This window comes from Acaryochloris thomasi RCC1774 (genome assembly GCF_003231495.1).
GTDB lineage: Bacteria > Cyanobacteriota > Cyanobacteriia > Thermosynechococcales > Thermosynechococcaceae > RCC1774.
In genome coordinates, this window is the sequence record NZ_PQWO01000018.1 from 25,744 (window position 1) to 44,509 (window position 18,766).

The window sequence follows — 18,766 nt, forward strand, 5'->3', positions numbered from 1 at the left end:
CTAAACCCTCTTCATGGCAGAGCCTCTGTGAAGTAATGAGTAGACGGCTCTCTAATTGCACGAGCCGTCTCCAAGGCAAACCATTCTGCATAACGTTCGGCTGATGGCGTATCTCGTTCCCAAACTCTTTTATCTACGTGATGCCCCAATTCGTGCAGTAAGACATCGAATAAATAAAATCGCTCCAGACTGCCTTGGTCAAACTCCAGCCACCATCCTGCTTCGTCTTTTCTCCAATCAGCGCCCATGCGTTTATATTCTTCAACGACTGTCGGTTTTGGCAGATTCCCCCAACAATTCCTTAGCATCCATTCAGGAAATGCATAGAGATAAATGGTTCCAGATTCATAGCAACCATACCGGAAGCTCTTCTTAGAGGCTTTAAGCTGCCTAGACGTTCCACCCAAAAGATAAATGGCATGCAAATGCACCAAAAACTTGGCAGGCACTCTGTTCAACACATTCTGAATATCTTCAGCACAGACAGGATGAATAAATTTAGGATGCAACTTTTGGACGTAGACTGAAATGGCTCCTGAACCCGTTTCAAATCTGAGCTTAGGCTTCGAGTATTTAGGGAGAGTAGAAATCTCTAAATCAAAAGGGTTATATCTAGACCAGTTCGTGAATTTAGATTCGGAATAAATATTGGAGCGTTCACCACTACTACATTTAAAGCCTGACACCCTATCAACCTCGCTTTTCCCCTGTACCCATCATAGCCTTATGAATTTTGGGGGAGGTGAACACGTACCAGAGCTATCTAATCGATTCTCACCATAGTGCAGAAGGAGCGCTATTTTCTATTAACTGTCTGACATCAAGACGGCGTTAGTACCAGAAACCAGAAAGTTTCAGCACAAAACCCGGCAAAAGAGGATCGCCAGAAAGCTGGTTGGGCTGTCGTAAAACTTGCTTGTGCAGACCCGGTCGATAAACTTCAACCTGTCTGGTGCAGAAATTCATGAGCCAGCCCAACTGCACGCCATTGTCTGCATACTCTTGCATCTTGGCTTGCACCTCGGCCATATCTTCTTTGCGCGAGATCAGTTCCATCACAAAATCAGGAGCCAGAGAGGGAAAATTTTGACGTTCTGAGAGAGGGAGCTGATTCCACCGTTCTCCATGAATCCATGCCAAACCAGGGGAACGAGCTGCACCGTTAGGCAAGTGAAAGCTAGTAGAGGAATCAAAAACGGTTCCTAACTGATGGCGTTCATTCCAAATGCCGATCTGAATCAAGAGATGGGCTTTCCGCCTTCCTATCGCTTCATCCGTCGGGTCGCAGACAACTAAGTCTCCCTGCGCAGTGCGTTCAAGCTGCCATTGAGGATTAGCCCGACAGAGATCATAGAACTGATCGGAGGTGAGAGTCGCTGTGGCAGGCATTTTAAGAGTGGATAGGGGCATGGCAGAATCTATCTGGAACTTAAGGGTATCTTAGCGCTTGTTTCGGATCTCTCTTCAGATCGTCTTGATATCGTGACTCTTGTGAAGCTTGCTTAATTCACGGCTTACAGTGAAAAATGGATAAGATAAAGTCGATTGCCACAGCAGGTGCTGTCGGGCATGAGGCCAACCCAGATTAGGAGAGCACGGTGGCGCAGAATCAAAGCTTTGACTATGACTTAGTAATTATTGGAGCAGGCGTTGGTGGCCACGGAGCAGCCCTCCATGCCGTTGAGTGTGGCCTCAAAACAGCCATTATTGAAGCGGCTGATATGGGTGGTACCTGCGTTAATCGTGGCTGCATTCCGTCTAAGGCGCTACTTGCAGCCTCCGGTCGAGTGCGAGAACTGCGCGATCAGCATCATCTCAAGTCCCTTGGCATCCAATTGGGACAGGTGAATTTTGACCGAGATGCGATCGCATCTCACGCCAGCAACCTTGTCGATACGCTACGCGGCAACCTCACCAACAGTCTCACACGTCTCAAGGTAGATATCATCGAAGGCTGGGGCAAAGTCGCGGGGCATCAAAAGGTCTCCGTCAAAACGAACGATGGCGAGAAAACCATTACCGCCCAAAATATCATCGTTGCCAGTGGTTCAATCCCTTGGGTACCGCCCGGAGTAGAAGTCGATGGCAAAACCGTTTTCACCAGCGATGACGCTATCAAGCTCGACTGGCTTCCAGACTGGGTTGCGATTATCGGTAGCGGCTACATTGGTCTTGAATTCTCAGATGTCTACACGGCCCTTGGGTCAGAGGTCACCATCATTGAAGCGATGGACAAGCTAATGCCGACCTTCGACCCCGATATCGCCAAGCTTGCCAAACGGATGCTGATCGATCCCCGTGATATCGATACCCACACCGGCACCCTCGCCATGAAAGTGACGCCTGGTTCCCCCGTCGTGATTGAATTAGCCGATGCTAAAACAAAAGAAGTTGTAGATGTATTGGAAGTCGATGCCTGTCTAGTTGCGACGGGTCGGATCCCCGCAACGAAGAATCTTGGCTTTGATGCCGTCAGTGTCGAAACCGACAAACGTGGATTTATCCCCGTCAACGATCGCATGGAAGTCCTCAACCAAGGTGAACCTGTTCCTAATCTGTACGCCATTGGTGACGCCACAGGCAAAATGATGCTGGCCCATGCTGCCTCTGCTCAGGGCATTGTTGCCGTTGAGAACATGTGCGGTCGTCATCGGGAGGCTAATTACAACAGTATCCCTGCGGCTGCCTTTACCCACCCAGAGATCAGCTTCGTCGGTATGACCGAACCGCAGGCGAAAGAGAAAGCTGATGCCGAAGGATTCAAAATCAAAACGGTGCGCTCCTATTTCAAAGCTAACTCTAAGGCGCTCGCTGAAAGTGAGTCCGACGGCATCGCTAAAATCATCTTTCGAGAAGATACTGGCGAAATTTTAGGGGGTCACATTATTGGTCTCCATGCAGCAGATTTGATCCATGAGGTCTCAAATGCTGTCGCTCAGGGTGAACCGGTTCAGGCGTTAGCCAACTTGGTTCATACCCATCCCACCATCTCAGAAGTCATTGATGAAGCCTATAAGCGGGCTGCTGCAGGGCTGGCCCACGCCTAGCTTTTCATTGGCTGAGTGAACTTCTTGAATGAAGCTGTTATGGCTGCACGCCTGTCAGGATGCGTACTAACATAATAAAAACTGACAGAAGTATATTCTTGCGAATGTTCCTCTGCGCTGTATAGAGATGCTCACTGATTGTGAAGCAAATCCTCCTGATGCTTGTGTGCAATCGCGATTACTTCAGTTCAACATCATCATAGAAGGCTGATTGATGATTCAACGTTCATCCTCTACCAATTCTGACGGATTCGATTTATCCTACGAAGACTTATTCCCCTCAGAGACAGATGCTGATCTGGCCCTTCTGGAGGAAACGACAGATTCGCCTATGTTGGAACAGGAACGTCCAAGAAGTCCACACACCCCTCAAGCTCCTCCTTCTGTCCGCGACTCAGGGCTGTGGACTAAGGTGGTTTTACTTGCGATCGCAAGCATGTTGCCGATCTTAGCGATTGGGGCCGCCACCTACAACTTTGGCGCTCAAGAGCTTGCCAGCCGCACCCGTCAAACCAGCGATACGAGAACATCAGACCCCGCCACAGAACGACAGAAGCAAAAGCTGTTGTTCACTCTGATTACCGGCACCGGTGCCCTCGCGCTGTTAACCGGTGCGATTGTCGCCTATCTTGCCCAACGTTCAATGCGTTCAGCAATCGATACCTCCCGCCCGAATCTTTCCCAAACAGTACAAGAAACCCTGTCAGAGCGCCTCCAGGTTGCAACTACCACCTTTGACAACATCTATGACAAGCTCAGCGAAGAAGAGATCTACGCCAGTACTGTCAAAGACGTGCGTCAGGTTCTAGAGCTTGACCGCGTCATTGTTTATGGCCTCAATGAAAGTCTCAAAGAAGTCGTCGTTTCTGAAGACGTTTCCCCCGATTGGACCCCATCCATAGGTGCCTATATTCCAGACCCATGCTTCGAGACTCGCTACATAGAGCGATATCGCAACGGTCGAGTTAAGGCCATCAACGATATCTATACTGAAGGCCTATCTCCTTGCTACATCGAGCAGCTCGAAGCCCTAGACGTTAGAGGGCTCGTCGTTGCTCCCATTGTCAGCAATGATAACCTCCAGGGTCTCCTGATCGGTCATCAATGTGCAGCCTCTAGAACTTGGCAAGATTTTGAAGTGCAGTGGTTTAAACAAATTGCAGCCCAAGTCGGATTCACGATTGCGAATCTCAAACTTTCCGCCAAGCACGAAAGTCTGCAACAGCAGGCCAACACCCAAGTCAAGTGGATGCAGTTGTTTACAGAAACCGTCCAAAAAATCTGGACCCTGGACGAACCCAACGAAATCTTTAATACAACCGTTCGTCACGTTCGTAATGTGCTTGATGCTGACCGCGTGATTGTTTACGGATTGAGCGAACAAGCACAAGAAGTTGTGATTGCCGAATCTATCGTTCCAGATTGGCCCAGCGCCCTCAGCACTCATATTCCCGATCCTTGCTTTCAAGCCAGATATCTTGAGAGATATCAAAAGGGGCGCGTTAAGGCCATTGAAGATATTTACAAGGCCAATCTGTCTCCCTGCTATATTGAGCAGCTTGCTTCATTAAAAGTCAAAGCACTTTTGACTGCACCGATCGTCCAGCAGGATCAGTTAGTGGGCCTCTTAATTGCTCATCAGTGCTACGGTGCGCGGGCTTGGCAAGAATTTGAGATTCAGTGGTTTACACAAATTGCTGCCCAGGTCGGTCTAGCTCTCGACAAAGCTCAAAACCTAGCAGTCCGTCCGACAGAACAATATCCTGTCACTGATTGGGTCTAAAAGGTAGTGAGATATTGCAGCCTCAATTAATCCAGGGAATTGTGGAATCTTTCGGTGCTGCCTTTTCTTGAGATGATTGATCAGCAGAGTCAGCGACATGAATGAACAAAGGTGCAGGTTGTCCGTTCTGCTCCAGAGCCTGTTTCTGTTTGCCCCGTTTAACCTGCTTTCTCTGAGACTGGCTGCGTGGGCGCCGAATGAAGGGCTGCTCTGATTCCTTCCCTGGATACAGAGATTCTAAGAAGAAATCTAGTGTTTGCTGCTTAAGCCATCCATGCAGAACGGCTAGCGAACCAAACCGATACCCACTTTGCTGTTGCTCTTTGAGAATAGATGCAACCTGAGCTTCGTCTAAAAGCCTTGCTTGCTGCAGGTAGCTACCCAGCGCATCCTTGGAAGACTCTTTTATCAGCACTTGCCACTGCTCAGCAAAGAAATCGGCCGTCTCCTGCTTTAGCCAACCTCTGAGAGCAAGAATCTCGCCAAATCGCAACTCCATATGTTGTTGCTGATCGTGCAAAGCAACCTCAATCTGAGACTGAGAAATAAGATGAGCTTTGTGCAAGAGTTCGCCCAATCTTTGATGTAGCAGCAAGCGGGGAACAAGCGTGGCAGACTTTGACATAGACCAAAAGCAAGTGTAATGGACTGTAGCTAAAGCATGAAACGAAATGAGATCGTCCGCCTCTTACTATACCAAATCCTTCCTATCCTCTAGCATCGAGCTATCAGGCCTAAAAATATAGCAATATACGTACTGATTAGGACATGAAAACGGCTGAAACCCATTTGTGCGAAGGAAAGGACTGTCCTGATTCAGCCGGGGACTGCTATAAGCCCCCAACCCAAGTCGCCCGCTCCTGTATAGGCTTGAACAAAGCTCATCAACCTGATGCATGTCGACCTGCCGCAGGCTACTGCCACCCGGACAAATGAGTCAGTGCCCGCTCCTGTTCCGCCTGAGAAATTGTTCGCACTGCGGGAGCGCTGTTGGGAGATGATCGTGGAAGATCGCCATCAATAGCTTGACTTGACGGTAAGGATTCCTCCACAGACATATGTAGACCTTCTCCTTTCATAACCAAAACTGAGCAGGGGGCGTGATGCATGACGAAGTTACTGACGCTGCCCAGCAGTAGCTCACTGAGGCCCGCACGTCCTCGACTCCCCATACAGATTAAATCAGCGCCCCAAGACTGGCCGATTTCACAGATCAGATGCCCTGCGGCCCCAGAAGTTTGGGTTACTTCAGCCTGTACACCTGCTTGTCGTGCCTGCTCTGCAAAGGTTTGCAGGCGATTCAGCTCGCGTTTTTCATAGGACTCCCATTGGTGACGATAGGTCTCTAGCGGCAGGTCAGACAAGCCTGGATAGTAGTGAAGACTAGGAATTGCAGGGAATTCAGGATATCCCTCTTCCTCCATCGATAAGACATGGAGAAGCATAAGCTTAGCCTGTAGGGAGTTGGCCAGAGCCAATGCTTGCTCAAAAACCTGTTCTGTCAGAGTCGAACTATCGATAGCGACAAGAATTTTCTGGTACATACCAACCTCCTAAGTCCCGTGTATCTCAGTTCCGGTTATAGAACAATAGTTTGAGGAACCTGTGAGGAAAACTTGCAAGACTGCTGAGCGTCTCTTGATGGGCACAAAATTGCTGTATAGAAGTTTGTGCCAAACTCTCAGCAATCATTGACGAACAGTAACCGGATTATGGGGATCAAGAATCGCCTTTATGATTCAAGAAAAATTGTAGACGTACCAATGCCAGCGTCTGGCCTAAGCTGAGTGGCAAAAGCGTAATCCCTTCAAGGCGCGACTGAACCCATCCCTCTCCCCAAGACCATTCATGGAATCCATCAATGCCTTTGCTAAGAACAAACTGGATGCCGCTAGAACTCAATCGACTCACACGATGCTGGACTTCAATCGGGCCACTCCAGCTACTAAATGACGTGTCAATCTGCAACTGTCCTGGCATGCCTGACGATAATCGTTGCGGCCACAACCACTGCCTGAGCTGAGCTGTCTCCGTTAGACTTTCTCTAAGTCCATTTTTAGTCGCATCAACTTCAATTCGCAGCTCACTGTGCTGATAGTTGCCAAACATATGCGGTAAAGTCTTGACCTGCAGAGTGTTTTTAAGAGTATCTTCCTATTTTAAGAGTTTCCTCTAGCCTCCAACAATTGCAGGTGCTATTTCGGAGGCCGTGAGAGAGCGACGGGGTACCTCATAGGTTAGAAAGTCATGGGCCAATTCTGTCTGCGGAAAAATAGCGCGAGCCTCAGCCAATAAGTCCTTTAGCTGAATCGGGCTGCCTACAGCGTAACGAGGGCTAAAGTGGCTCAGAAAGAGTTGTCGGGCAGATGCATTGAGCGCCACTTGAGCGGCCATTGTTGAAGTAGAATGCAGTCGTTGGTAGGCTAATTCGGCATCTTGGTGGGCAAATGTTGATTCATGAACCACAACGTCTGCATCCTGTGCTAATTCCACCGCATTTTCGCAATAGATGGTATCGGTGCAATAGGCGATTTTACGACCCACTTCCGTGGGGCCGCATAAATCAGCCCCTCTAACCACCTGACCATTCGGTAGCGTTACCGTTCCGCCCCGCTTAAGCTTTCCATATAGTGGCCCTGAGGGAATGCCCAGAGCAGCAGCTTTTTTGACATCGAAGTGTCCAACTCGGTCGCGCTCCTGAATCCGATAGCCGAAGGCGGTCACTCGATGCTCTAAAACCGCGCAGGATACTGAAAAATCTTCTTCTTCAACCACGAGACCTGGCTGAACCGTATGAACCTCAATCGGATAGGAAAAGTGCGTTTGCGAGTATTTTCGACAAGCCTGTAGGTAAGCATTAAGCCCTGGAGGCCCGTAGATGTCGATTTTCTCAGGATTGGCCGCTAAACCACAGCTGGCCAGCAGACCCATCAACCCAAAAATGTGATCCCCATGCATGTGTGTGACAAAAATGCGCCGAATCTGACTGATTTTGACATCACTGCGTAGGAGTTGATGCTGGGTCCCTTCACCACAGTCAAAGAGCCAAACCTCTGCTCGTTGAGGTAAACGGAGAGCAATGCTAGAAACATTCCGCGATCGCGTTGGTACCCCAGAGCTGGTTCCTAGAAAGGTAATCTGCAAAACAACATTGACCTCAAGCTATAGAAGGACTTCACCTTTATAGATCATACGCTTTGATTCCGAAGTCTTTCCATGATCTATCCGTAAAGATAGGCCGCTGACGCCGCTGACAGTAGGACGTATCATTTTGTGATATCAAGGTACCTGAAACTTTTCTCCCGCTATTCCGTCTTGCTCGAATGGTGTCCAATCCTTGAATTTGCTGAGGGGAAAGTGAATTGTTCGCTGGCCTCAAACAAGACTAGCCTTGGGCATCATATACATAGCTTCCCCCCATTTTGCCGCTCCCCTCTCTAGACCTATGATTTCAACTTCAAACCCTTCACTTCGCCGACTGCTGAATCGAAAAATAGGATTAGTAACCTTGCTTTGTTGGTTGGCGTGCATTGCCCCAGCTGCAGCTCGTGACCTGAGGATTGCGGTGCAGCAAGGTAAGTCTCAGGTCGCTGTCGGCAGCTCTACTACAGCTCAGATATTAGATGGTTCTGGTAAGCAATTAGGGCAGTTGCCAGCTTTGCAGGGGTATTTTGCTAGTCCTGCAAACGGTGCCATTACTCTTGCCGATCAGCAAGCATGGCGGCTTATTGTAAAACCTACGGACGGCGGCTTTGTCTACATTGATGACCAATGGTATCGAGGGACTGTTTCACTGATTCATACCAGCAAAGGTGTTACAGCCGTTAACAATGTTGATTTAGAAGACTACCTCGCCAGTGTTGTGGGTAAAGAGGTTTATAAAGACTGGCCTGCGGAAGTACTCAAGGCTCAAGCCGTCGCAGCTCGTTCCTATGCACTCTATAAAAGCCAGAGTAGTAAAAGTTCTTTTTTTGATCTTGGGGACAGTCAAACCTATCAGGTTTATGGGGGTGTCAACGGTGAAGCACCCAGCACTCATGCTGCTGTTCAGGCGACTGCAGGTCAAGTTTTGACCTATGGGGGCAAAATTATTAATGCTTCTTTTCATGCGAGTTCCGGCGGCCATACTGAAAACTCTGAAAATGTCTGGAGCGGAGCGCTACCCTATCTCAGAGGGGTCGAGGATTTTGATCAAGCCGCCCCTAAATATCAGTGGACTAAAACATTAACGGCAATGGAGGCTAAGCAGAAGCTCTCAGGTCTTGGCAATATCATCGCAATCAAGCCCCTGGGCAAGACTTTTACCGGACGGATCACAAACGTTGAAGTGGTGGGTGATCGTGGTTCACGCACAATGACAGGACGAGAGATGCGGACAGCTCTGGGGCTCAACAGCACTTTATTTGAAGTAACTCCTCAGCCTGGATTGGTTGCGAGTCAGTCAGGTTCGACAGCTCCTACAGGCTTTCAGATCACGGGTAAAGGACATGGGCATGGCCTAGGGATGAGCCAATGGGGTGCTCTAGGTCTAGCAAAGCAGGGAAAGACTTACGATCAAATTTTGCAGCACTATTATCAGGGAACAGCTCTTTCTAAGGGCGAGTCTTGACTCAGTGTTAATGTGGATCACTGAAAAAATGTGATTTATCACACTGTCTCGTTCTATCACCTAGTAGTATAGGTAGTGTATACGCGGGTATCGACATATTGCTAATAGATTGGAAGCTTGACAGTATTCTAATCGAGAAACTAGCAATCACTTGGGGGTTATACCTAGCTCAATGATCTATTTTTTTCAGTAGGGTGTCGGCGAAAGTTCGCAAGACTTTACGGTTGAAAACATCATGTTTATACAGCACTATTTCAGGGTGTGTCAGAGGCTCTATCTTTTGGAAACGCCTTCTTCCCCCTGTCTGAGGGATTTATGCCTCAAATTATTACTAAGTCAAAGATTGCCTAGTAATGAAATGCAGTTTTTCCAGAACATCGGTGCTTTGATGGGAGATAAATAACATGACGATGCTCCATAACAGCCCCGGAATTTTGCGCAATCACTCTTCGGCGATTACTTTTTTGCAGCGGATTCTTGATCCTACAATTGTCGTTGCTTTGTTGCTTATTTTGGCTCAACTGTACGGTATTAACTTTGAGCGGTTTGATATTCCCTCCCTGGCGATTATCTCTTTTTTGCTCATTCTTCCGATCTTCAAGGCGGTTGGCCTGTATCGGCCCTACCGCAACCTGTCTGTACAGATGTTGGGCGGACGTATATTGTTAGGCTGGATTGTGCTGTTGGGTGCCCTGCTGGTTTTGGGATATATCACTAAAACCTCTCATTATTATGCCCGCAGTCTACTTCTAACTTGGTCTGTTTGTGTTCCTGTGCTGCTTCTTAGCGTCCACGTTGCCGCATGGAGATTACTGCAGGGACTGCGTAAGTCTGGTCATAATTCTCGTTCTGCTGTGGTTGTGGGCATCAACGCCGTCAGTCAGCAGTTGATGGCCGAGGTCTCCCACTCACCAGAACTGGGTATCCGTCTCTACGGTGTATTTGATGATGCAGATGATCCCAGTGAGCAGCTGCAGGGCTATGATCGTTCTCTGCTAATTGGTGGTCTGCCTCAGGTGGCGGAATACGTTCGTGAGCACTACATTGATGTTGTCTATGTGACCTGTTCTACCAATCAGAAAGATCGGGTGACGACGCTCCTACAGGATTTATTGGATACCACTGCCTGTGTGTACTATGTGCCGGACGTACTGACGTTTCATTTGATGCATGGTCGTCCCTACGAGATCAATGGCATCCCGCTGATGGCAATTTGGGAAGTACCGTTTACAGACGTCCAATATTTATTCAAGCGCAGCATTGATGTTCTTGTTTCGGGACTGGCGTTACTGCTGCTGTTCCCAATCATGCTGTGTATTGCGATCGCAGTGAAACTCTCTTCTGTCGGCCCAATTTTCTTCCGGCAGCGCCGTTATGGTTTACATGGTCAAGAAATCACGGTGTATAAATTCCGATCCATGCTCGTTCAAGAGGATGGTGCGGTTGTAAAGCAGGCAACGCGGGGAGACAGCCGGATCACGAGGGTAGGTGCCTTTTTACGTAAGACCTCTCTGGATGAGCTGCCTCAGTTTATTAATGTTCTGCAGGGGCGCATGAGTCTTGTTGGCCCTAGGCCCCACGCCGTAGCCCATAACGAGATGTACCGTAAGTTGATTGACGGCTATATGCTGCGTCATAAGGTGAGGCCGGGCATTACGGGATGGGCACAGGTCAACGGCTGTCGGGGTGAGACAGAAACGCTGGAGAAAATGCAGAAGCGTATTGACTACGATCTTGACTATTTGAAGAACTGGTCGCTGCAGTTAGATATCCAGATTATTTTGCAGACTTTCTTTGTGTTCTTAAAAGATCAGAATGCCTATTAGTTGAACCTCGTTTCAATGTGAGGGAAACTCCACGTTAGAGATCTTCGTCTGTTTAGTAGGCGCTATTCTGCAGTTATCTTGGATGATTGCTATGATAAGGCCCTAGTTTTTCTCTTCCAGATTGTTTCTCTCATAAGAATAACGATGCTGAATTCGACTCTCTCTCAATCCTCTACTGATGTTCGGGGTCGGCAAGGTCTGAGATCTGTCCGCTTTCTTGCTGCCCTGGCAGCCGTCGCAGTCAGTTTACCTGCATCTCCAGCGCAGGCGTTCCCCTGGGGAGATTTTATCCGTCAGGGAGTTCAGGTTCTACAGTTCTCTAATTTATCGACTCGCAATGAGGTGGCGCTGGGCAACCAGATCCACAATAATCTAATGAGTCAGGGGATGAAGCTGTATCAAAATCAAGCGGTGAATGCCTATGTCAATCGAGTGGGGCAACGCTTGGTTTCTCGTAGTCAAGGGCATCGGGATTATCCCTACGTCTTTCAGGTGGCTTTGGATTCTCGCGTGAATGCGTTTGCCACGATGGGAGGCCGGGTTTACGTGACGACAGGCCTTCTGAAGGCTGCAGACAATGAGGCTGAGTTGGCGAGTGTCTTGGGCCACGAGATTGGCCATGTGAAGGAGCGACACCTCGTCAAACAAATCCGCCAGCGTACTTTGACGACCGGGTTGATTGGCACGGCAACAGGGTTGAGCCAAAGTCAGGCTGCTAATATTGGTGTCGAGCTGTTGGTCAATCGCCCACAAGGTCGTGGAGACGAGTATGAAGCCGATCAGGTGGGCTTAGAAATTTTGCGTCAGGCCGGCTACGCTCCTTCTGCGGCACCCGCTTTTATGAAAAAATTGCTGTCAAATAGACGAACACCAACGTTCTTGAGTACGCATCCTGCTGTGCCTGATCGCCTTAAGGCTCTTCAGGATGCAATCGAGAAGGGCCGTACGCATAAGTGCGATCTCAACCCCAGTCTTCAGAGCTGCGGACTGGATGCCCAGTCTTATCAGCAAAGTGTTAGTAATAGACTCTAATGACGAAGTGATAGGACTAACGGCTTAGGCTTTTGTAGAGTCGAAGCTCGTTGCCGACCCCGTTCCAATACACGTCGTCAAAGATGTGGTAAAGGATATAGAGACCCCGTCCACATTCCTCTCGGGTACTGGGCGATGCTTGTCCTAAAGCCAAGGAGCAAAAATTGGGTGGTATAAACCCACCGCCCTGATCTGTAATGACCCACCAGCCTTCACGCTGAGCCTGCGTAAATTGGACCAAAACGATTTTCGCCGGATCAAGATTATTGCCATGTTTGGCGGCGTTGACCAGTGCTTCCTGCAACCCTAAACGTAAATCTCCTAGAAACCGTTCTGGAATGTCTGCCAATATGCAGTCTAGAACAGGTTGCAAGTAAAGCGTTGAAGCAAAGCTAATCGTTTGCCAGTACTGGCAGCTTTTTTTTGAGGGTGAGAGAGCAACCACACAAACAATCTCACAGAGCTTTTAGAACAGAAAAAGTTGATGGTAGAAAATATAAATTTGGGCTCAAGGGAGCTTATTGAAGACTAAATTTTATCTATTTTGTATCAATTCATTGTAACAAATTAGCCTTGTTCTTACAAGATTAAGACATCTTTAAGCTGTGGCTGCGAGTGAACGATGGAAATGCTTCTGGTCATTGTGCCAGTGGGGGCAGGTATCATTTCACCTCGAGAATCAAGAACCTGCACCAAGATAAGGTACGCGATGCCTAAAACAAGCGAGACAATACCTGTCAGCACTGCAATTGCCTTAGAACGGTCAAATGACATGGAAAATTCCTTGTGTAGAGAGCAAGCAGTTAGGAGGCGAGAGGCTTAGTTCTGAATGGTGACTCGAGGCTTCACCTTTGGAGAATTAGCTTGATGCTGAGGTGTGGGTTGCGAGCCATTCCTTGTCGCATAGAGCTGCTGTTCTAAACTTTGCGTTGAGGACAGCAGCTTGCTTAGGCCGTTGATCAGTCGGATCAAATTCTCCCGAAATTCCTGATTGCCGGTTAACTGTTCGAGATCGGTTGTAATTTTCTGCGTATTTTGGAAAGTGACTCTGGCGGAGTCGAGGGTCTGAGCAACGCCCAGCAATGCTGCCGGGTCGTCAAGCGATGTGGTGAGTTTGTTGAGGGTTTCTGAAGCTTGAGCACCGTTCGCAGCCAGCGTCTCTAGATTCTCAATCAGTTTTCCTTGCTCAACACGACCAATGATGGGTTCTAGGTCGTTGACAACAGTCTTCAAGTCTTGACTGGTGTCTCTTAAGTTATTTAATGTCGCTACGAGTGTGCCTCGGTTCGCTTGGATGAGAGACGTTACTTCTGTGGCCGCACCGCTCAACTGGTCGGCGGTGCGGCTAAATTTCGGACCTAGTTCACCCACTTGATTGGCGGCTTTTGTCACGGAGGCGGTAATGCCGTCAACGGCCTGTAGCTGCTGACGTGTCTCTTGGCTAAGCTGGCTGAGTCCTGTTGCTGCACCTGATACGTCCCTTAGGGTGACTCTTGCGCTTCTGCTCAGTTGGGTGACGCTGCGAGATGCGGTCGAAAGATTGGCTAGCGTTTGCTGTAGATCATTCTCACCTAGCTGATTGGCGATGTTGGTCGTGGCTCGAATCAGTGCGTCAAAATTAGCACCGACTTCGCCATCAAGTTGATCGCCGTCGCAGAGAATAAGGTTGCGATCGCAATTCGGTTCAAACGGTGTCAGAGCATCTGTCACCTTTAGAGGCTCAGCCTCAGGCTGAGGCCTGAAATCAAGGGCAATCTGACCAATAAAGCCAGACTGACTGGCCTCTATACGGCTCTCCTTCGGAATTAGCAACGTTGCAGGTTCAATATCCATCCCGACCAGAACACCATTTGTCTGTGCCTTCAGTGACGTAATTTCGCCCACTTTGACACCCCGGAATCGAACCGGACTTCCGACATCTAGCCCTAGGGTCTCAGGTAGCTGAACCTTTAAGGCGTAGGAGCTACCGCCAAAGGTTATCCCTCGAATCCAGGCAAATAGGCCAACGAATACCCCTAGCCCCGATAGAATTAGTAGCCCTACTGATCCCTCTCGGACGACCCGCGATCGCATAGTTGACCTCTTCAGAACGTCACATCAATGGTCTTCAAATAACAGTCTAGAACTGGTGGTCTACAATTTCCATCGGACCGTGAATCTCACCGCTCAGAAATTGACGAACATAGGGATCCGTCGGGTTATCAAGATCCTCCGCTTTCCCCTCCCACTGAACCTTGCCATTGTAGAACAGCACTAGGCGTTGTCCCGTCCGTCGAATCGTGCTGTGTTGATGCGTCACAATCGCATAGGTCTCACAGCCAGACGTTTTCTGCAGCTCCAATATCAGCTCTTCAATCACGGTAGAGGCTATTGGATCCAGCCCTGCCGTCGGCTCATCGTACAGGAGAATTTGGGGATCATCTGCCGGATCGTCTGGATCATCAAGAATGGCCCGAGCAAAGCTAACCCGCTTGCGCATGCCACCCGAAAGCTGTGCAGGGTATAGATCACCCGTTCCAGGCAGTCCTACCATCTCTAGCTTCTCATTCACCAGCTGGCAGATCCGCGAACTTGGCAGCCGCGAATTCTGGAACAGGAAAAACCCTACATTTTCAGAAACCGTCAAAGAATCAAAAAGTGCGGCCTGCTGAAACACCATGCTCATGCGGATTGTATGTTCAATATCATCGACGGGTCCCTCTCGAAGCTTGCCGTTGATGTAGACCTCGCCAGCATCCGGCACCTGCAGACCGGCAATAATCCGCAAAATCGTTGACTTACCTGTTCCTGATGGCCCTAAAATCGCCACAGCATCACCAGGACAGATGGTTAGGTTTGCGTCGTTGAGAACAACGTGCCCATCAAAAGATTGGCAGATGCCTCTGAGTTCAATCAGTGGCTCAGGCATAACATTGCACCTTAGGTCATCAAACCTACGATCACACTGACTTAATCATCGACAAAAATATATCGATGCAGTTCACTGGGGTCCGGCTCTGGGCTTTCCTCTGCAAACTGAACAGAAGCATCGACCGTTGCCTGAATTTTCTGATCAATGTCCGTCAATTCTGCTTGATCGACTAGATTTTGCTCAACTAGATAGGCCTGAAACTGCTTGATCGGATCGCGGGCTAGCCACGCCTCTTTCTCTGCCGGATCTCTCAGTTCGTCTGGATCCGCGAGTGAATGTCCTCGGAATCGATAGGTAAGGGCCTCAATCAGTGTTGGACCTTCGCCCGCTCTTGCCCTGGCCACGGCTTCTTGCGCAACGGTGTGCACAGCCATCACATCCATGCCGTCCACCTCGACTCCTGGCATCCCAAAGGCTTTGCCTTTCTTGTAGATTTCAGTATCAGACGTCGCGCGATCGTGGGCCATACCAATCGCCCACTTATTATTCTCAACCACAAATAGAATTGGCAGCTTCCATAGAACAGCCATATTCAAACACTCAAAAAATTGGCCGTTGTTGCTGGCCCCATCCCCGAAGAAGCAGGCTGTGACCTGATCTGCCGACTGATCGCCCATTGCTTCACGACGGTACTTACTTTGGAATGCAGCCCCAGTCGCGACAGGAATGCCCTCTGCAACAAAGGCAAATCCCCCTAGCAAGTTATGCTCTGAGGAAAACAGGTGCATAGAGCCGCCGCGTCCCTTGCTGCAGCCCGTGGCCTTGCCAAAGAGTTCCGCCATCACCTGGTTGGGGGGTACTCCCGCACTCAAGGCGTGGACGTGATCGCGATAGGTGCTGCAAACGTAGTCGTCCGGCCGCATGGCCTTGACAATGCCGCTAGAGACAGCCTCTTGGCCGTTATAGAGATGAACAAAACCGAACATTTTGCCTCGGTAGTACATCTCAGCGCATTTATCTTCGAAAAGTCGCCCCAAAACCATATCTTCATAGATTTTGAGCCCTTCTTCTCGGGTGATCTGCACCGGAGTCGTTGAAATTTTGGGGAGAACGCGATCCTGAACCATTGATATACAGAATGTCCTTGGTGACGATGCGGTATGAATTCGGGGGTAGGAATAGATCCTAGAGATTTGTTGATTGATGCCCCCAGTCTATCAGGATCTCTTGAATGAGTAGATAAATGTGGCTGGGAACGACTCTTCTCTTGTTGTTTGCTGATCACAGCTTGCTACTGTCCGTCCGCATGGCTTAGTTAGACAAGTTCTTACCTTGTCAAGTCGCAGGTTATGATAGTCCAAACTGCATCGCTGTATTGACTTGCTGCCCACCTAAATGAATTAATGACTTCTTCGCCCACAAGGACACTAGCTGTGCGTATCCCCCTCGATCTCTATCAAATTTTGGGTGTGCCGATTCAGGCCACGCCAGAACAGGTAGAGCAGGCGTTTGTAGATCGGAAACAGCAGCTCCCTCGCCAGCAATATACTGAAGCTGCGATTAAAACGCGCAATCAGCTTCTAGACCAAGCCTACGCTGTACTTGCCGATGAAGATCTGCGCGCAGCTTATGATCAAAAGATTTTGGCAGAGAGTGGCTCCTCATTAGAAGCTAAACCCGCTGAAAGCGCTATGGAACTTGAGGAGAGTCAGCTCGTAGGCGCACTATTGCTACTACAGGACTTGGGTGAATACAGCACAATCTTAGAACTGGGCGGTACTTACCTTAATCGCTCCATTGACCTTAATCAGTTGCCCACACAAGCCCCCGTTTCTGAAGAAGATGTGGTGTTAACCATGGCCTTAGCACATCTTGAATCAGGACGAGAACTCTGGCAGCAGCAGCATTTTGAGCCGGCCTCAGAGGCACTGCTGAAGGGCAAGAATTTGTTGAGTCAAGAGCAATGTTTCCCAGAGCTGCAGCAGGAAATTCAGACAGATTTAGACAAGCTGCGTCCCTACCAAGTTCTAGAGCGACTGTCCTTACCCACAGATGATCCAGAACGTCAGCAGGGTCTGCTGCTGCTGCAGGAAATGTTAGATCAGCGGGGTGGAATTGACGGTCGGCGAGATGATCTGTCGGGCTTAGGCATTGATGACTTTTTGCGATTTGTGCAGCAGCTTCGGAGTCACTTGACTGTTGTTGAGCAGCAGGAGCTGTTCGAGAGAGAAGCGCAGCGCCCCTCAGCGGTGGCCTCTTACCTAGCAAGTTATGCTCTGGTTGCTGGGGGATTTTCGGAGGGACAGCCAGCTAAAATTCAGCAGGCGCAGGCGCGGTTGAGTCATTTGGCTGATCGCCAGGACACCTATGTTGAACAGGCAATGTGTTCCCTGCTCTTAGGGCACCCAAACGTTGCGACTCAGACACTTCCCCTGAGCCAAGATGAGGAGTCCTTGGCTTTTATTCGTCAATATTCAGAAGGGGCGGAAGATGAAATTCCAGGCCTCTTTCTCTATACCGAACACTGGCTTCAGCAAGAAGTTTATCCCTACTTTCGCAATTTAGTGGAGCAGCCGGTGCTGCTGCAGGGGTACTTTAATGACAAAAAAATCCAGGCGGCTCTCTGTGCGTTAGAACCGAATGTTGAGCCAGAGTCTCAGGGAAAGACTGCCGTCCGATTACCGGGGCCATCGGATCGGAAGCGATCCTCTCCGGCAAAGGCCACAGCACCTTCCACTACACAGGAGCTGCAGACACTGCAGTCTGTTGATGTTAGGGAACTCAAGTCGCCAGAAGTGCGAGAGGCCCCTATCCCTGAAACAGCCGCAGTGCCGGTCTCCTCACCAGCCTTCCCGGCCGCTGGCAAGGTAGCGGTCAATCCTGGAACGCGCACCGCAGGTGCTACGACAGCAGCGCCTGCGGTGCGACAGAGTAACCCCACAGGACCCGTAAGGCGTCCGGGAACCTCTCGCAATCACCAGCGAAGTTGGCTTCCTTGGGTGGGTGCCCTGTTGTTGGGGTTGCTAGCAGTAGGAGGACTGTGGGCTTTGATCTCACGTCGGCCAGCGGTTGTCGGCTCAACTGATTCTGAAGCGCCTTCGCCTGAGGCTTCTACCGATGTCCCCGGCACGGGCGGAGGTACGACCGTGGAGCCTGTTGCTCCCAGCCCAGGTCTTCCAGAGCCGTCAGTTAGCGGTCCGCTCTCTACGGAAAGCGCGCGGCAGGTCATTGAGTCATGGCAATCTATTAAGGCGAAGGCAAAGGGAGAAGAGCATCAAATTGATCAGCTCAGCCAGGTGTTGGTGGACCCAATGCTGTCAGAGTGGACCCAGAAAGCCCAGCAGGAGAAGGCTCGATCGGCTCACTGGCAATATCAGCTCGATACTATTAGTGTCGAAAAGGTAGAGCCTCAGGGCGAAGATCAGGCGAGTATCTACGTGCAAATTAAGGAGGACGCTAAAATTGTTGCTCAGGATCAAGTCGAGTACTCCTACCAAGATCCCTATCGCGCTAAGTATGATGTGATACGCCAGAATGATGAATGGCGGATCAAGAATGCGAAGGTTCTGCCTTAGTCTCTTTTGACTGAACTTCTCTATCGTGGTGAAGTATTGGTGG

Annotated in this window: 17 protein-coding genes; 6 read left to right on the top strand and 11 right to left on the bottom strand. The window is 49.6% G+C overall.

The genetic code is table 11. The features are described 5' to 3' along the window. Window positions 1-11 precede the first annotated feature (11 nt). The gene (locus tag C1752_RS21575; RefSeq protein ID WP_110988125.1) at window positions 12-686 is read right to left on the bottom strand and encodes a hypothetical protein; all 675 of its coding nucleotides are present in this window, start codon (window positions 684-686) and stop codon (window positions 12-14) included. Window positions 687-831: 145 nt separating this feature from the next. Next, window positions 832-1,410 carry a Uma2 family endonuclease gene (locus tag C1752_RS21580; protein ID WP_110988126.1) on the bottom strand — a complete coding sequence of 193 codons (579 nt, stop codon included), beginning with the start codon at window positions 1,408-1,410 and terminating at the stop codon, window positions 832-834. Window positions 1,411-1,598: 188 nt separating this feature from the next. On the opposite strand from C1752_RS21580, the gene lpdA reads away from it, so the two are divergent. Together lpdA and C1752_RS21590 are read left to right on the top strand one after the other, a co-directional pair. After that, a complete protein-coding gene (lpdA, locus tag C1752_RS21585; RefSeq protein WP_110988127.1) occupies window positions 1,599-3,047 on the top strand; it encodes a dihydrolipoyl dehydrogenase in 1,449 nt (482 codons plus the stop codon). 214 nt (window positions 3,048-3,261) lie between these two features. After that, complete coding sequence (locus C1752_RS21590) at window positions 3,262-4,830, top strand: GAF domain-containing protein (protein WP_110988128.1); 1,569 nt, start codon at window positions 3,262-3,264, stop codon at window positions 4,828-4,830. A 22-nt stretch (window positions 4,831-4,852) separates the two neighbouring features. Here the strand turns inward: C1752_RS21590 and C1752_RS21595 are convergent, their stop codons facing one another. From C1752_RS21595 to C1752_RS21610, 4 genes are all read right to left on the bottom strand, one after another. Beyond that, a complete protein-coding gene (locus C1752_RS21595; protein ID WP_110988129.1) occupies window positions 4,853-5,455 on the bottom strand; it encodes a cyclic di-GMP-binding domain-containing protein, MshE-related in 603 nt (200 codons plus the stop codon). A 289-nt stretch (window positions 5,456-5,744) separates the two neighbouring features. Continuing rightward, window positions 5,745-6,374: a universal stress protein gene (locus C1752_RS21600; protein ID WP_110988130.1), complete on the bottom strand. Its 630-nt coding sequence runs from the start codon at window positions 6,372-6,374 to the stop codon at window positions 5,745-5,747. 175 nt (window positions 6,375-6,549) lie between these two features. Continuing rightward, entirely contained in the window at window positions 6,550-6,939 is a 390-nt protein-coding gene (locus tag C1752_RS21605) for a hypothetical protein (protein WP_110988131.1), read from the bottom strand. 63 nt (window positions 6,940-7,002) lie between these two features. Beyond that, window positions 7,003-7,974, bottom strand: a complete 972-nt coding sequence (locus tag C1752_RS21610) for a ribonuclease Z (protein ID WP_110988132.1) — start codon at window positions 7,972-7,974, stop codon at window positions 7,003-7,005. A gap of 301 nt (window positions 7,975-8,275) precedes the next feature. Between C1752_RS21610 and C1752_RS21615 the strand changes: the two genes are divergently transcribed. The 3 genes from C1752_RS21615 (at window position 8,276) to C1752_RS21625 (ending at window position 12,297) form a co-directional block, all read left to right on the top strand. Then, window positions 8,276-9,439 (top strand): SpoIID/LytB domain-containing protein, encoded by a 1,164-nt coding sequence (locus C1752_RS21615; protein ID WP_110988133.1) that lies wholly within the window; start codon window positions 8,276-8,278, stop codon window positions 9,437-9,439. A gap of 404 nt (window positions 9,440-9,843) precedes the next feature. Further along, window positions 9,844-11,265 carry an undecaprenyl-phosphate glucose phosphotransferase gene (locus tag C1752_RS21620; protein ID WP_233501806.1) on the top strand — a complete coding sequence of 474 codons (1,422 nt, stop codon included), beginning with the start codon at window positions 9,844-9,846 and terminating at the stop codon, window positions 11,263-11,265. Between the two features lie 144 nt (window positions 11,266-11,409). Then, window positions 11,410-12,297 carry a M48 family metallopeptidase gene (locus C1752_RS21625; RefSeq protein ID WP_110988134.1) on the top strand — a complete coding sequence of 296 codons (888 nt, stop codon included), beginning with the start codon at window positions 11,410-11,412 and terminating at the stop codon, window positions 12,295-12,297. A 16-nt stretch (window positions 12,298-12,313) separates the two neighbouring features. Here the strand turns inward: C1752_RS21625 and C1752_RS21630 are convergent, their stop codons facing one another. The 5 genes from C1752_RS21630 to pdhA form a co-directional block, all read right to left on the bottom strand. Continuing rightward, window positions 12,314-12,742, bottom strand: coding sequence for an ATP-binding protein (locus tag C1752_RS21630; RefSeq protein WP_110988135.1), 429 nt, complete (start codon window positions 12,740-12,742; stop codon window positions 12,314-12,316). A gap of 134 nt (window positions 12,743-12,876) precedes the next feature. Then, window positions 12,877-13,071, bottom strand: coding sequence for a hypothetical protein (locus C1752_RS21635; RefSeq protein WP_110988136.1), 195 nt, complete (start codon window positions 13,069-13,071; stop codon window positions 12,877-12,879). 45 nt (window positions 13,072-13,116) lie between these two features. Next, window positions 13,117-14,370: an MlaD family protein gene (locus tag C1752_RS21640; protein WP_110988137.1), complete on the bottom strand. Its 1,254-nt coding sequence runs from the start codon at window positions 14,368-14,370 to the stop codon at window positions 13,117-13,119. 46 nt (window positions 14,371-14,416) lie between these two features. Then, the gene (locus C1752_RS21645; protein WP_110988138.1) at window positions 14,417-15,205 is read right to left on the bottom strand and encodes an ABC transporter ATP-binding protein; all 789 of its coding nucleotides are present in this window, start codon (window positions 15,203-15,205) and stop codon (window positions 14,417-14,419) included. Window positions 15,206-15,246: 41 nt separating this feature from the next. Further along, window positions 15,247-16,275, bottom strand: a complete 1,029-nt coding sequence (gene pdhA / locus C1752_RS21650; protein WP_110988139.1) for a pyruvate dehydrogenase (acetyl-transferring) E1 component subunit alpha — start codon at window positions 16,273-16,275, stop codon at window positions 15,247-15,249. 306 nt (window positions 16,276-16,581) lie between these two features. Here pdhA and C1752_RS21655 point away from each other — a divergent pair, with 306 nt between their 5' ends. After that, window positions 16,582-18,723, top strand: a complete 2,142-nt coding sequence (locus C1752_RS21655; protein ID WP_110988140.1) for an IMS domain-containing protein — start codon at window positions 16,582-16,584, stop codon at window positions 18,721-18,723. Window positions 18,724-18,766: the final 43 nt, after the last annotated feature.